Genomic DNA, 13,480 nt, shown 5'->3' with positions numbered 1-13,480 from the left:
GTGAGGGATGCTTCGCCCTAGCGTGGAGGCATGACCACAACTTCGTCCGGAGACGCCACGTCCCCGCCGGTCGCGGCATCCTCTTCTGCCCACGCCGCGACTGCACGCGACCCGCGGCCCGTCCACCTGTTCACACCCGTGCGTCTGCTGGGCGCGATCGCACAGCTCGCGCTCGTGGGCGTCCTGTGGGCCGCCGTCATCGGCGGGCTGATCGCGATGTTCTTCAGCGGCATCGGGCTGATCTTCGCCGCCGGTGTCGGCGCACTCGTCCTGGTCGCCTGGGTGTACGTAATGTTCGCGTTCGGCTGGACCGAGGTGGCGCGGGTCGAGGGGCTGTACGGCTTCGGCCTCGCCCCGCGCCGACTGCGCCGCAGCCCTCGCCCGGGCTTCGTCGGCTGGCTGCACTCGCTGTGGCTGCAGACGATCGACGGGTCGATGTGGCGCGCGATCGCCAGCGCCGCCGTCTCGGCCGTGCTCGGGTGGGCGGTGCTGTCGCTGGTGGCGGCACTGGCATCGGGCATTGCGATGGCGTTCACGCCGGTGGTGTTCGGCGGCGACGGCGCCATGATCCCGCTGCAGGGCACCGGGCTCGACATCCCGCGGTCATGGGCGGTGCTCGGCGGCATCCTCGCTGCGGTGATCGCTCTGGCAGGCCTCGTGGGTCTGGGCATGCTGCACGGTGTGCTGGTGCGGGCGATCCTCGTCCCGTCACGCGAAGCGCAGCTGGCCGAGCAGGCGCGCACCTCTCAGGCGCAGCGCGTGGGCGCAGTGCGTGCGGCCGACCTGGAGCGCACCCGCATCGAGCGGGACCTGCACGACGGGGTCCAGCCTCGGCTGGTCTCGGTGGGCATGACGCTGGGCCTGGCACAGCAGAAGATCGACTCCGATCCGGATGCCGCGAAGCAGCTGATCGCCGAAGCCCACACCTCGACCAAGGCGGCGATCACCGAACTGCGGCAGTTGGCCCGCGGCATCCACACCTCGGTGCTCGATGATCGTGGCCTGGACGCGGCGCTGTCGGCGCTGGCGGCGCGCTCGCCCGTGCCGGTCGTGCTGGACGTGCGACTCGCCCAGCGGTGCAGCCAGCCCGCCGAGGCGGCCGTGTACTTCGTCATCGCCGAGACGCTCACCAATGCGGCCAAGCACTCGCGCGCTTCGGAGTGCCGGGTCACCGTGCGCCAGCGTGAGGGCGGCCTGCTGTGGGCCCGCATCGAGGACAACGGCGTGGGCGGGGCGACCATCGTCCCGGGCGGGGGACTGGACGGCCTGTCCAACCGTGTCCTCGGCGTGGGCGGAACATTCCGCCTCGACAGCCCCGGTGGTGGACCCACGAGTGTGGAGGCGAGCGTGCCATGCGCATTCTGATCTGCGAGGACTCCGTGCTGCTGCGCGAGGGACTCATCCGGCTGCTCGAAGACGCCGGGCACGAGGTCGTCGCCGCGCTGCCCGATGCCGACGGCATCGACGAGGCGATCACCCAGAGCGAGCCCGATCTGTGCGTGCTGGATGTGCGACTGCCGCCGACGCGCACCGACGAGGGCATCCGTGCAGCTCTGCGCATCCGCGCCGGGCAGCCCGCGCTGCCGATCCTGGTGCTGTCGCAGTACGTCGAGGAGCGCTATGCGTCCGATCTCATCGCCGGTCGCGGCGGCGGCCTGGGCTACCTGCTGAAGGACCGCGTCGCCGACGTCGCCGAGTTCGTCGCAACCGTCGAGCAGATCGCCGGCGGCGCCACGGTGTTCGACCCCGAGGTGGTCGCCCAGCTGCTGAGCAGAAGGACACAGGACGAGAGGATGCAGCGGCTCACCGATCGCGAATCCACGGTGCTGGCGCTGATCGCCGAGGGCAAGTCCAACCAGGCCATCGCGCAGACCCTGTACATCACCGAAGGCAGCGTCGAAAAGCACATCACGTCGCTGTTCGCCAAGCTCGACCTCGAGCCCGACGAATCGGGCAACCGGCGGGTGCTGGCCGCGCTGGCCCACATCGCACACAGCGGCGACGCGCCGCAGAATGGAGACCTGAGATGAGCACGCCCACCACGACCGGCATGCCGCCGGTCTCACCCACGCCGCCCACGCCGCCGACGCCGGGTGGACCGGCGCCGGCGCCGTTCGGCAACGCTCGCCTGATCGCGACGCTGGCGATCGTCTTCGGCTCGCTGATCGTGATCGGCACGCTGTTCTCGGGGGTCACCGGCACGATCGCCGCGGCATCCGAGCACACGTCCAGTCGGACCATCGACGTCACCGGCGTCGGTGCGCTCAGCGCCGAATTGAACGCCGGATCATTGCGCGTCGAGTTCGCCGACGTGCCCGAGGCCGAACTCACCGTGACCGCCGGAGCCGACGCAGATCAGTGGACGCTGAACCGCGACGGGGGCACGCTCGAGGTGCGCTCGCCGAACGGCATGTTCCGAGGATGGGGACCATGGCTGCGCAACGGACGTGGCAACGGCAATGCGGTGCTGACGCTGCCGCGGACCCTGTCGGGGATGGATGCGGCCCTGGACCTCTCGGCGGGCAAGCTGACCGCGACCGGTGATTTCGGCGAGCTGTCGGTCACGGCCGGCGCCGGGCGCGTCGATGTCCAGGGGTCGGCGCACAGCGTCAAGACGGAGATGAACGCCGGCCGTGCCGATCTTGCTCTGTCTGACGTCGATACGGCCGACCTGCGAGTGAACGCCGGCGAGCTGAATGCGACGCTCACGGGCGCACAGCCGACGCACCTGGAGCTGTCGGCCAGCGCCGGGGCGATGGATGTCACGGTGCCCGCGGGGTCGTACCAGGTCACGGCCGACACGTCGGCGGGGTCGTTCGAGAACCGCGTGGGCTCTGCCCCGGGCGCATCGAGCACCGTGCAGGTGAATGTGTCGGCAGGCCGGATCCTGCTGCAGTCGGGGAACTGATGGAGACGGGAGCGGCCGGGTCACCGACCCGAGCCGCTCTCGTCCCAGACCTCCTCGACGCCGTCGGCATAGCCGGCGTCGTAGGCCTCGTCGCTGCCGAGCCGGAACATGTCGTGCTCGGCCTCCCGCACGATCGAGCGGGCGCCGACCAGGTCGAGGTCCCCCACCAGCTCGGCGCGGCCGCGCACGACGGCCACCGGCAGGCCGGCGGCCTTGCCCTTGACGAGTTCGGCCGCAGACGCGATCTCGTCGGCGACGCACGGCAGCGTCACGTGCAGCGGGCGCCCGTAGGTGTCGAGACTGCCGCGCAGGTCGTCGAAGACCCGCACTCCGCCTGCACCGATGGCGGCATCGGTCTGCCCTTCGCGCCACGGCCTGCCCAGCGTGTCTGAGATGAGGACGCCGACGCGCACGCCGAGCTTCTCGCGCAGCCCCGCCGCGATCGCTCGGGCCGAGGCATCCGGATCCTGTGGCAGAAGCAGCACTGTGCCTTCGGGCGTGTTGGACGCGTCGACGCCCGCCGCGGCTGCGACGATGCCGAGTCGGTTCTCGACGATGCGGGTCGTGTGCCCGGTCTCAGAGGTCCGGGATGCCACCACCCGCACGGTCTCGGCGGTGATGGCGTCTTCGCGGTCCGCTGCGGCGACCGTGCGGCCCTCGGCCTTGGAGACGACCTTGGAGGTGACCACGACGATGTCGCCGTCTTGCAGAGGCGTGCCGACTGCGGCGTCACCGATGACGGCGACGAGGTCGTCGCCGACGCTGATCTCGGGGATGCCCTCCAGGGCCCAGATCTGCAGCACGGTCAGCGAACGAATCGGACCTCGGTGAGCTGTTCGCCCAGGAACGGCTCGGTGTGGCTCGCGCCGTCGAGCGCGAATCCGTTGCGCAGATAGAAGCGGTGCGCGCGGGGGTTGTCTTCGGCCACCCACAGGTAGAGAGGCTCGCCCTCGTCGACCGCCGCATCGAACAGCTGCTTGCCGATGCCGGTGCTGTGGTACTTGGCCAGCAGGTAGATGAAGTACAGCTCGCGGTTGCGGGGGGCGTCCTTGTCGCGGGCGGGTCCCGACCCGACGAAGCCGACGATCTCGCCGTCGACGAGCGCGGCGCTCATGTGGAAGTCGTCGCCCTGCACGGCCCAATGCGTCCACAGTTCTGCGAGCCGCTTGGGCGAGATGCGCTCGAGCGCCGCCTTGCTGATCAGGTGGTCATAGGTCTCGTGCCAGCAGGCCGCGTGCACTCTGCCGAGGGCTTCGGCATCCACGTCACGGACCGGACGGACGACGATGTCAGTCTGCAGTTGAGCATCCATGCGCCAGACTCTACGCGGCCGGTGCGCTGGGGCGAAATCGGCCGATTGACCGCGGGTGGACGCCGCATGAACGGTGTGAGACGGGGTCTCACAGGGTGCGGCGCGGGGTGCCTTGCGTGCGAGCTCGTCGTATCACCCCGACGACGGGCTGGACATCATCTTCGAGCTGAAGAAGTGAGGATCGGGGTGGGGCAGCGGCGGGTACCGGCTTCCTCCTGGATCTTCGGGCGGCCGACGGTCGCCTCGGCGCAGCGCTTGGCCTGCACATAGATCTTGCTGAGGCCGAGTTCGTCGGGATCGACGTCGTCGGGGACCGAAGCGCGCGAGTCCAATCGCGGAACAGCGCTGTGCCAAGTCGATCCCCACGCGGAAAGTGCTCTGGTGCCTATAATTCGTATGTATGTCCTGTCTCACGAGTGCTCCTTCCCCACAGCTTGCGGCATCTGGGGCAGATATCCACCGATCTTGAGGTGAGGCGGGCTGCTCGGAGTCAATGTCAGAGGTACGTGCCAGTATAGAAACTATGAACGATACACGCAAAGCGATCGGGGACGTGCGGGCTGAGCTCGCCGACCTGGTGTCTGGTGTGTTCTCACGCAACACCCTGCACGGTGCGAGCGACGAAGATCTGCTCGAGACCGTGCGGGCCGTGGGCGACCTGCAGCGGCTGGTCGAGGCGCTGCTGGTCGACGGCGTGGCCGAGATCGTCGGCCGCTCAGGGCAGATGGACCGCGGCGAGCGGCTGTCGACCCGCATGGGCTGCCACAACGTCAACGAGCTCGTTCAGCGGCTGACACTGTGCGCGCCGCAGACCGCCGCACGGCTCGAGAAGGCGCAGCGGGCGACGGCTCTCGAGTGGAATGCGTTGACGGGTGAGGAACAGCCCGCGAAGCTGCCCGCCCTTCGTGACGCCCTGCGGGACGGCGCGGTCGGACTGGATGGGGTGGTCGCCGTCTCGGCGCCGCTCCTGGGCATGCGTGATCGCGTGGGGCGCTCGCAGGTGCTGATCGCCGATGACGCCATCGCCGCGTTCGCGCGTGGCGGTGGGGTCGACGATGCGCCGCCCGCGTCTGCCGAGCTGTTGAAGATCCAGGCGCTCGTGTGGGCCAGCGCACTCGATCCCGACGGCGACGAGCCGAAGGACCGAGACACGGCGCAGAGCCGGTCGTTCACGATGGGCAAGCAGCGCGATGACAACCTGACCCCGTTCCGCGGCCTTGCTGAGCCGGAGGTCGCGGCGCAGCTGCAGCGCATCTTCGATTCGGTCAACTCGCCCTCCGCGAAGAGTGGAGTGTGGTTCGCCGAAGCGACCGGCGAAGCCGAGGCCGAGGCCGACGCCGCTGCAGAGGATGTCGAGGCCGAGGCGGCCTGGGTCGACCAGCGCACGCGCGCGCAGAAGCAGTACGACGCGCTGGCAGCCGCGTTGTTCGCCGCCGCACGGTCGGGCGAGTTGCCCGCCCTCGGCGGGGCGGCTCCCACGCTGCTGGTAACGGTCAACGCCGAAGACCTCGCCCGCGGTGCCGGCTGGGCGTTCTTGGAAGGCATCGAGCAGCCGGTCTCCCTCAATACCGCCACTCACACCGCGTGCGCCGGGGTGCTGCAGCGCGTGATCCTGGGCGGCAACGGGCGGATTGTCGAGCTCGGCAGCCCGGAACGCACGTTCACGCCGCAGCAGCGCAAGGCCATCACCCTCAGAGACGGCGGCTGCATCATCCCAGGCTGCGGAATCCCCGCGGCATGGTGCGAGATCCACCACGTCGTGGATCATGCAAAGGGCGGAGCCACCCATACCGACAACGGTGTGTGTCTGTGCTGGGGGCATCATCGGTTCATCGACACGGGACCGTGGGAGATCCGCATGCGCGACGGGGTGCCTGAGATCCGAGGGCCGGCGTGGTTCGGCCCCTCGGGTCGGTGGCGGCGCGTGACCAAGTCCAAGACGCGGCTGCTGCGTGCGCTGCGCCGGCAGTGAACTGCTGCGCCGGCAGTGAGCTGCTGCGCCGGCAGTGAGCAAATCTTCCTCGCCGCCCATTCGCGGCAGCGCAGGTCGGATAGCGTGGGCGGAGTGACGGATGACGCCCCAGTGACCGGTACCGTGACCGCGGTCCACGTGAACGCCGAACACGGCTTCAGCAAGCGGAGCGTGGCACAGATCTCGCTCGTCGAAGGCCTCGGGGTCGAAGGCGACGCGCACTTCGGCGCCACCGTGCAGCATCGGTCACGTGTCAGGAGAGACCCGTCGCAGCCGAATCTGCGGCAGGTGCACCTCATCCACTCGGAGCTGTTCGCCGACCTGCGTGCGCTCGGCCACGACGTCGCTGCAGGTCAGCTCGGTGAGAACATCACCACGGACGGTATCGACCTGCTGGGCCTTCCCGTCGGAACGCGCCTGAGGGTCGGCACGGCAGTGCTGGGCATCACCGGACTGCGCAACCCGTGCGAGCAGATCAACGGCTTCCAGGATGGACTGATGCGACACCTCATCCACAAGCGCGACGACGGTGTCGTCGTCAGGCTTGCCGGAGTGATGGCCACTGTCGTCCGCGGCGGCCGGATCCGCCCCGGCGACGGGATAGCGGTGCAGCTGCCGCCGCAGCCGCGCTTCGCGCTGACCACGGTGTGAGGTGCGCGTCGGGGTCAGGGTCGGGGTCGGACCGGGAACATGCCGCGGCCATGGCGCGGCAGCTGCACCGGCTCGGGGCGACGGCGGAGCCGTGCCGGTGGGATAGCATCCCGTGGTGAATGTGATCTGGCGGACTCTCCTGGTGCACCTGCGAGCGCGAGTGCGTGTGCGACGCGGCGGGTCTCTGCCGGCGAACGGGCTCAGCCGCATCCGGCTGACGACGATGCCCACCGACATCGACATCCTCATGCACATGAACAACGGCCGGTACATGTCGCTGTTCGACCTGGGCCGATGGGACGTTCTGGTGCACACGGGGCTGTGGGATGCAATGCGTGCGCATGGCTGGTACGCGGTGGTGGCAAGCGAGACGATCACGTTCCGCAAATCGCTGCGCCTGTGGCAGCGGTTCGATGTCGAGTCGCGGTTCCTCGGCCACGACGACCGGTCGCTGTACCTGGAGCACCGTGCCGTGGTGGACGGTGAGATCTACGCGCGCGCGATCGTGCGTGCCCGGGTTCTGCGTCGCAGCGGAGGTCTGCTGCCCCACGATGAGCTGTTCGCAGCAACCGGCCGACCCGAAGGGGTGCCCGACGTCGAGCCGTGGGTGCGCGAATGGGCCGCGGCATCCCGTCTTCCGTCGACCAAGAAGCCCGCACCGAGCACCTGGGACTGACGCGGCGACGTGACGAGGCGATGGCCCCGTTCGGCCGCACGGGGGAGGACACTGGATCACAGGAGGCAGCGATGCGCGCAGTGCGATTCGATTCCTATGGTCCCGTCGAGGTCTTGAAGGTCGTGCAGGTCGGCACTCCCACGCCGCGAGCCGGTGAGGTGGTCGTCGCCGTGCGGGCCGCCGGAATCAACCCCGGTGAGATCGGCATTCGCGAGGGGCGCGTGCACGAGCGGTGGCCGGCGACCTTTCCCGAAGGCGAGGGCAGCGACTTCGCCGGGGTGGTGGACGGCGTCGGCGTCGGCGTCAAGGCATTCGCACCCGGCGACGAGGTGGTCGGCTTCACGAACGACAGGGCAAGCCACGCCGAGTTCGTGCGCGTTCCGGTCGATCAGGTCGTGACCAAGCCTGCCGAGGTGTCGTGGGATGCCGCCGGTGCGCTGTTCGTGGCGGGCACGAGCGCGTACGCCCTGGTCGAGACCGTCGGGCTCGGCTCCGGCGACGTCGTCGTCGTCTCGGCCGCTGCCGGTGGGGTCGGCTCGCTCGCCGTGCAGTGGGCGCGCAACACCGGGGCGACCGTCATCGGGCTCGCCTCACCCACACATCACGACTGGCTGAGGGCGAAGGACGTCATTCCGATCGACTACGGCGGCGACGACCTGGCCGACCGGGTGCGCGCGGTGGCAGGGCCGCCCACAGCCCTGCTCGACGCGCACGGCGGCGGTTATGTGCATCTGGGGCTGACGCTCGGCATCGTGCCGGGACGGATCGCCACGATCGCCGATTTCAGTGCCGGCCGGCATGGGGCGCGGGTCGTGTCGCATTCGATCGCGGCCACCGCCGACGTGATGGCGCAACTGGTGGATGCCATCGCGGCGGGGCGACTCGAGGTGCCCATCGCGGCGCGATTCGCGCTCGACGATGTGCAGGACGCGTACCGGATGCAGGCTTCAGGCCACGTGCACGGCAAGATCGTGCTTGTGCCCTGACGCGTGCACGACCGTCACGGTGCCGGCGGTGCGTCGTCGCCGTAGAGGCCGCGCCCGGTGAGGGCGTGGCTCTGTGCTGTGCGCGCGCGACGGCGCAGCACGCTGAGCGTGCCGAATGAGCCGAGTGCAGCCAGCGCGATCACGCCCACGATCGACGTGATCGCCCAGACCGGGGCGTTCATCGGCGGCAGGTCGTCGACCGTGACCGGAGCCGCCGACGCGTGCTCGGCCGCTGGTGCGACCACCGCGCCGGGGAACGGGCTCTTCGGCCCGCGGATGCCCGGCCCCGGAACGAGGGTCAGGGCGCTGTAGGGCTGGACGACCCCCCACCCCGAGACATCGTCGCGCGCGTCGGGATCGGCGCGACGGGCGGTGGCCTCGAGACGGTACACCCATTGTGCGGGCGTCTCGTCGCGGTGCGCGGAGGCCACCAGGGCGAGTGCCGCCGAGACGTACGGCGCGGCATAGCTCGTGTAGGGCTGGTCGGCGGCGAAGATGCAGTCGCCGCCGGCGGCACCGGCCGACAGGATGTTCTGTCCGGGAGCACTGAGCATGACGTGCGGTCCGTGGATGCTGTCGTCGGTCACGGTGCCCTCGACCCCGGTGGCCGCGACCCCGATCGCACCCGTGTCGGCTGCGGGGTATCGGGGTCCGTCTTCGTCATTCGAGCCGATCGATGTGCTGTTGTCGCGGTTGCCGGCGCTGGAGACCACGACACTTCCCTTGCGGGCGGCGTAGGCGACGGCCTCGGCGAGAGAGGCGTGGGCCTCGGCGGTGCTCATCGAGACGTTGATCACCTGTGCGCCGTGGTCGGCCGCGTAGCGGATCCCGCGCACCAGCAGCGACAGGTTCGGCCCCGTGCCGGCCTCGACGGCCCGGTCGTCGACGTTGCTGTACACGCGCACCGGCAGGATCTTCGCGCTCGGGGCCAGTCCCACCAGGCCAGATCCGTCGATGCGGCGCGCGGCGATCTGGCCCGCCAGAGCTGTGCCGTGACCGTAGTCGTCGGAGCGCCCATCGGCAGCGGCCCCGTCTTTGACGAGGTTGACGCCCTTGAGCACGGCACCCCGCAGATGCGGGCTCGAGGCATCCACTCCCGAATCTACGACGGCCACGACGATGCCTGCACCCTTCGACACCGCCCAGGCACGCGTGGCCTGCAGCGACTGGAACGCGGGCGGTGAGTCGGTGATGCGGGTGTCGGCCGTGCATTCTCCCGTGCCGGCCATCGCGACGGCGGCATGTGTCGCGGACGGCGCATGTGTCGTGGACGGCGCATGTGTCGCGGGCGGCGCGAAGGCCGCTGCCGGAGCGACCGTCAGGCCCGCCGACAGCAGCGCGACCGCCACCCCGCCGAGCATCCGTGCGCGCAGCGGTGCGCGGCGACGTGCACGGGCCGCTCTCATCCGATCGGCGTCTTCCCTGCGGCCGCGGACGACAGCGCCGGTCCCGAAGGCAGCAGAGCCGTCCACCCGGCGTCGACGGCGGCGACATCGCGAGAAGCCGAGTAGCCCAGGCGTGCGACCGTCTCGGACGTGGCGCCGGGCAGCGGGAACGCCGTTCCGGTCCCGTCGATCAGAGTCAGCATCTTGCTGCTGTCGCTGCCTGCTTCGGCCTGCACCAGCGCACCGGTGCCGGGCTGGATGTGCACTCCGGCCGAGGACGCGGTCGACGAGGGCTGGGCGGCCAGAACCGTGCCGGGGGTCTTGCCCGTGTGCGTCATCAGTGCGCACGCGCGCTGATCGGACGGCAGGGCGGTGAAGCCGTTGTCCGGCCAGTCCGCACCGCCGGCCGGCTTGCTCGCCGTCGGCAGTCCGCTGACCTGCGCTGCGGTGACCTCGGTCGGAGCGTGCACGCTGGGCCCGTCACCCAGCTGATACAGCTGCCAGGCGAGGGGGCTGAGGGGGGCCAGCTCGCCGTCTTCGGTGATGAGGAACCGCTCGTCTTGGGCGGTCTGGGCGATATGGACCACTTCGCCGGTGGCGAGCTTCGAGCCGGCCACCGGCGTGCTCTCGGGCACGTTCAGCGGGGCGAGTGCAGTGCCCGGGACGAACAGGTTCGTCCACGAAGCCGGGGCAGGGCCCGGTGCGGACGAGGTGATGCCGGCAGCGCGCAGCACGGCGTCGCTGTTGGCGGAGGTCACCGGATATCGTGTGGCGCCAGCCACGACGAACAGGCTGCGGCCCGTCGAGACGACGACGGCGTCATCGGTGGCCTGCGCATCGGGGACCGCCGCGATGCGGGTGGACAGCTGCTCCTTCTCGAGCAGGCACGTCGTCCAGCCGTCATCGACCAGTGCCGAAGGGGTGGGCAGGGCGTCGGGGGCGCCGACGATGCCCACGGTCGACCCCAGCGGGACGCCGCTGAGCTCCTTCTGCCCGGTGGCGATCACCGCGAACGAACGGGAGGGGATCAGCAGGCGGGCGCTGGTCGTGTTCACGACCGGATGCAGCGTGCCGTCCACCGTGACGTAGCGGGCGCCGCTGTCTTTCGCCAGCACCAGGCGACCGTTCTCCCACCCATTGGGCAGTCCGGGCTGCAGCAGTCCCCAGAACACTCCGACGCCCACCAGAGCCACCGAGAGCGCGATCGCCGCGATCACCGCGCGCATGGGCTTGGCCGGTTCGAGCTCCTTGCCGCCGGGCGCGCCGCTGACGAACGCTGTGAGAAGACGGCGCTGCGAGAAGCTCTGCGCCTGGATCAGGTCGCCTTTGGTGGCCATGCCGTCAGACCAGCCCCGCCGCGATCACGCCGACCGGCAGAAGGGTTGCCAGGATGATCAGTTCCGCGGTGTCGGCCAGGCGACTCAGCCGCATGCGCGCCGCCGGCGCGATCAGGGTGACCGTCACGGTCAGCACCGTCGCCACGGTCGCCGTCGTCAGCAGCAGCGTCTGCAGCTGCGGCTGCGCGACGGCCGTCACGATTCCGGTCAGGCCCAGACCCACGGTGGCCAGAGCCATGATCGCCATCACGTGGCTGCGTGCGTACACCTGGCGGGCGGGGAACATGGTCCCCACGAACGCCAGAGCGCACAGGGCGCTGCCGGCGGGGCTGGAGGCGGCCAGCAGTGGTGTGGCGATCAGCAGGCAGACGCCGAGCCCGAGGCGAGAGACCAGCAGCGCCCGCGCGGCGGAGGCCGTGCGCCGTTTGACGTCGTCCGCGTCGATCGGTGTCGGGTCGGCGAACATCTCGGCATCGCTGTGCGGTGAGAACACCCGCAGTCGGGTGGAGCTGAGCACGAGCCACGGCAGCGCGTTCGAGACGGTGGCGACGATCGCGGCCATCAGCGCATAGACGGTGACGGCGAGCGCGGGGGCCAGCATCGTGATGCCGCCGGTGGCGCCGATCACGGCCCCGGCGATCACCGTGCCCAGCGCGATCTCGCGTCGTTCGGGCATGAGGGCGAGCACGATCAGACCGGCCACCAGTGCCGCGGCGCCCGCGGCGGCCAGCGGCGCACCCCACGCTGCCTCACCGTCGGTGACGACCAGGTAGCCGGCGACGGCGGCGAACACGCCGGCGGCCACGCCCATCGCATGGCCGGCGGTGATCTGGCCGAGGCGTACGATCACCGCGCCCACCACGATCAGCAGCACGGTGCCCAGCCCCGCGATCAGGGCGCCGATCCGCAGTGCGGGGCCGGCCGCCAGCAGAACGACGGCGCAGACGGCCAGCAGGGTCAGGCTCGCGCCGATCGCCGTGCGCACGCCGTCCTGCGGCGTCCACGGCCGGTGCTGCCCTTCGGTGGCGTCGATCACGGCCTCGACGATGTCGTCGTACACGCGCGGCTGGGCCACGAGGCCGCCGCGCGCGAGAGTGAGCATCTCGCCGTCGTGCACTCCCTGCGCGGCGGCGGTGCTGCTCGCGTCGAGCACACGCCCGTCCGCGCGACGCAGCTCGTATCCGGTGTGGGTCATCGTGGCATCCAGCAGCCCGAGATTGCGGGCGAAGCCGGGCATGAGCTCGATCAGCGGCAACTGCGCCGGGATGCCGACATCCAGCCGCCGTCCTTCGCCGAGCACAGAGACGCGCACCGCTGCGCGGGAGGCGCTGACCGTCTGACTCACCACGTCAGTCTAACGATCGGGGTCGCAGTCGCCATCGGATCGCTTGTCCGCCGAAATCCTCGGCATCGTCCGACATCTCGTGATCCTCTCCCGCCCACTCCGGTACTGCGTCGCGCACGGCGCCGACGGGACCCACCGTACACAGCGGCGTGCGCGGCGCCCATGGGGAATTGTCCCCATGGGATCTCGCGGTGTCATGTGGTTACCTGGTCCCGGTCGCTGCGTGAAGGCGGCGACGGATCTACGTGAGGTGGAGGGTGTGATGGCTGATCTGATTTCGGCAGAAGAAGGAGCGCTTGCGCGCGGAGCTCAGGCGGTGAACGAAGCCAAAGCCGGTATTGACCAGCAGGTGAAGTTCGTGCGCGGCGAGATCGAGCAGGTCTCCGGCTTCTGGACCGGCGCCGCTGCCGGTTCGTTCGCGCAGCTGATGGCGCGGTGGGACGAAGAGACGCGCAAGCTGAACAACGTCCTGGTGACGCTCGAGGACGCGCTTCGCGGCACCGAGCGCGACCAGTCCGCGACCGAAGAGTCGCACCAGCAGACGATTTCGGGCCTCGGCTCGATGATGGGCGCCTGAGCGCCCACCGGTGAGAGAGAGGGATTGAAATGCAGTCGATGTCGGTGAAGCCGGAGCAGGTCACGGCGCTGTCGGGTCAGATTCGTACGGGTGCCCGCGGCATCAAGACACAGCTGGACACGCTCGAGTCCGAGGTGGGCAAGCTGCGGTCGTCGTGGGACGGCGCCGCGCAGGCCGCGTACGACGAGGCGCAGCGCAAGTGGACGCAGTCCCTGCACGCGCTCAACGAGCTGCTCGAGCAGATCTCGGTCAAGACGGACCAGATCTCGCAGGGCTATGTGTCGCAGGACAACTCGTCGGCGGGTCGTTTCACGAGCTGACGTGATGTGCT

General features: G+C 70.1%; 14 protein-coding genes. 9 read left to right on the top strand and 5 right to left on the bottom strand.

What is annotated here, in order from left to right:
• Positions 1–30: 30 nt before the first annotated feature.
• Genes QU603_RS13780 through QU603_RS13770 form a run of 3 tightly spaced genes read left to right on the top strand, consistent with a single transcriptional unit; the run spans position 31 to position 2,908 of the window.
• Positions 31–1,365, top strand: coding sequence for a sensor histidine kinase (locus QU603_RS13780; RefSeq protein ID WP_308491944.1), 1,335 nt, complete (start codon positions 31–33; stop codon positions 1,363–1,365).
• Positions 1,353–2,030 (top strand): response regulator, encoded by a 678-nt coding sequence (locus QU603_RS13775; RefSeq protein ID WP_308491943.1) that lies wholly within the window; start codon positions 1,353–1,355, stop codon positions 2,028–2,030. Before QU603_RS13780 ends, QU603_RS13775 begins: the two co-directional genes overlap by 13 nt.
• Complete coding sequence (locus tag QU603_RS13770; protein WP_308491942.1) at positions 2,027–2,908, top strand: DUF4097 family beta strand repeat-containing protein; 882 nt, start codon at positions 2,027–2,029, stop codon at positions 2,906–2,908. Before QU603_RS13775 ends, QU603_RS13770 begins: the two co-directional genes overlap by 4 nt.
• 20 nt (positions 2,909–2,928) lie before the next feature.
• On the opposite strand, the gene QU603_RS13765 is transcribed toward QU603_RS13770, so the two are convergent.
• Together QU603_RS13765 and QU603_RS13760 are read right to left on the bottom strand one after the other, a co-directional pair.
• Positions 2,929–3,711: a coenzyme F420-0:L-glutamate ligase gene (locus QU603_RS13765; RefSeq protein ID WP_370655311.1), complete on the bottom strand. Its 783-nt coding sequence runs from the start codon at positions 3,709–3,711 to the stop codon at positions 2,929–2,931.
• A 2-nt stretch (positions 3,712–3,713) separates the two neighbouring features.
• Positions 3,714–4,220 carry a GNAT family N-acetyltransferase gene (locus tag QU603_RS13760; RefSeq protein WP_308491941.1) on the bottom strand — a complete coding sequence of 169 codons (507 nt, stop codon included), beginning with the start codon at positions 4,218–4,220 and terminating at the stop codon, positions 3,714–3,716.
• Between the two features lie 523 nt (positions 4,221–4,743).
• Here QU603_RS13760 and QU603_RS13755 point away from each other — a divergent pair.
• The 4 genes from QU603_RS13755 to QU603_RS13740 all read left to right on the top strand — a co-directional run bounded on the left by QU603_RS13755 (position 4,744) and on the right by QU603_RS13740 (position 8,505).
• Positions 4,744–6,192 (top strand): HNH endonuclease signature motif containing protein, encoded by a 1,449-nt coding sequence (locus tag QU603_RS13755; RefSeq protein ID WP_308491940.1) that lies wholly within the window; start codon positions 4,744–4,746, stop codon positions 6,190–6,192.
• A gap of 93 nt (positions 6,193–6,285) precedes the next feature.
• On the top strand, positions 6,286–6,843 hold the full coding sequence (locus QU603_RS13750; protein ID WP_308491939.1) for an MOSC domain-containing protein: 558 nt from the start codon (positions 6,286–6,288) through the stop codon (positions 6,841–6,843).
• A 115-nt stretch (positions 6,844–6,958) separates the two neighbouring features.
• Complete coding sequence (locus tag QU603_RS13745; protein ID WP_308491938.1) at positions 6,959–7,519, top strand: acyl-CoA thioesterase; 561 nt, start codon at positions 6,959–6,961, stop codon at positions 7,517–7,519.
• Positions 7,520–7,590: 71 nt separating this feature from the next.
• Positions 7,591–8,505, top strand: a complete 915-nt coding sequence (locus tag QU603_RS13740; RefSeq protein ID WP_308491937.1) for an NADP-dependent oxidoreductase — start codon at positions 7,591–7,593, stop codon at positions 8,503–8,505.
• 14 nt (positions 8,506–8,519) lie between these two features.
• Here QU603_RS13740 and QU603_RS13735 read toward each other — a convergent pair whose 3' ends face one another.
• Genes QU603_RS13735 through QU603_RS13725 form a run of 3 tightly spaced genes read right to left on the bottom strand, consistent with a single transcriptional unit; the run spans position 8,520 to position 12,572 of the window.
• The gene (locus QU603_RS13735; RefSeq protein WP_308491935.1) at positions 8,520–9,911 is read right to left on the bottom strand and encodes a S8 family serine peptidase; all 1,392 of its coding nucleotides are present in this window, start codon (positions 9,909–9,911) and stop codon (positions 8,520–8,522) included.
• Positions 9,908–11,227 (bottom strand): type VII secretion protein EccB, encoded by a 1,320-nt coding sequence (gene eccB, locus QU603_RS13730; RefSeq protein ID WP_308491934.1) that lies wholly within the window; start codon positions 11,225–11,227, stop codon positions 9,908–9,910. Before eccB ends, QU603_RS13735 begins: the two co-directional genes overlap by 4 nt.
• A gap of 4 nt (positions 11,228–11,231) precedes the next feature.
• Positions 11,232–12,572 carry an EsaB/YukD family protein gene (locus QU603_RS13725; protein ID WP_308491933.1) on the bottom strand — a complete coding sequence of 447 codons (1,341 nt, stop codon included), beginning with the start codon at positions 12,570–12,572 and terminating at the stop codon, positions 11,232–11,234.
• 223 nt (positions 12,573–12,795) lie between these two features.
• Here QU603_RS13725 and QU603_RS13720 point away from each other — a divergent pair, with 223 nt between their 5' ends.
• Both QU603_RS13720 and QU603_RS13715 read left to right on the top strand, forming a co-directional pair.
• Complete coding sequence (locus QU603_RS13720; protein ID WP_308491932.1) at positions 12,796–13,149, top strand: WXG100 family type VII secretion target; 354 nt, start codon at positions 12,796–12,798, stop codon at positions 13,147–13,149.
• A 38-nt stretch (positions 13,150–13,187) separates the two neighbouring features.
• Positions 13,188–13,469, top strand: a complete 282-nt coding sequence (locus QU603_RS13715) for a WXG100 family type VII secretion target (protein WP_308491931.1) — start codon at positions 13,188–13,190, stop codon at positions 13,467–13,469.
• The last annotated feature ends 11 nt before the right edge of the window (positions 13,470–13,480 follow it).

It is taken from the genome of Microbacterium terrisoli, assembly GCF_030866805.1.
GTDB lineage: Bacteria > Actinomycetota > Actinomycetes > Actinomycetales > Microbacteriaceae > Microbacterium > Microbacterium terrisoli.
Note: the sequence above shows the minus strand (reverse complement) of the source record. Positions and strands in the feature narration are given on the sequence as shown.

Coding starts and splice junctions, on each gene's coding strand:
- QU603_RS13775 (WP_308491943.1), top strand. CDS start 1,353: ATGCGCATTCTGATCTGCGAGGACTCCGTGCTGCTGCGCGAGGGACTC.
- QU603_RS13780 (WP_308491944.1), top strand. CDS start 31: ATGACCACAACTTCGTCCGGAGACGCCACGTCCCCGCCGGTCGCGGCA.
- QU603_RS13740 (WP_308491937.1), top strand. CDS start 7,591: ATGCGCGCAGTGCGATTCGATTCCTATGGTCCCGTCGAGGTCTTGAAG.
- QU603_RS13770 (WP_308491942.1), top strand. CDS start 2,027: ATGAGCACGCCCACCACGACCGGCATGCCGCCGGTCTCACCCACGCCG.
- QU603_RS13755 (WP_308491940.1), top strand. CDS start 4,744: ATGAACGATACACGCAAAGCGATCGGGGACGTGCGGGCTGAGCTCGCC.
- QU603_RS13760 (WP_308491941.1), bottom strand. CDS start 4,220: ATGGATGCTCAACTGCAGACTGACATCGTCGTCCGTCCGGTCCGTGAC.
- QU603_RS13735 (WP_308491935.1), bottom strand. CDS start 9,911: ATGAGAGCGGCCCGTGCACGTCGCCGCGCACCGCTGCGCGCACGGATG.
- QU603_RS13715 (WP_308491931.1), top strand. CDS start 13,188: ATGTCGGTGAAGCCGGAGCAGGTCACGGCGCTGTCGGGTCAGATTCGT.
- eccB (WP_308491934.1), bottom strand. CDS start 11,227: ATGGCCACCAAAGGCGACCTGATCCAGGCGCAGAGCTTCTCGCAGCGC.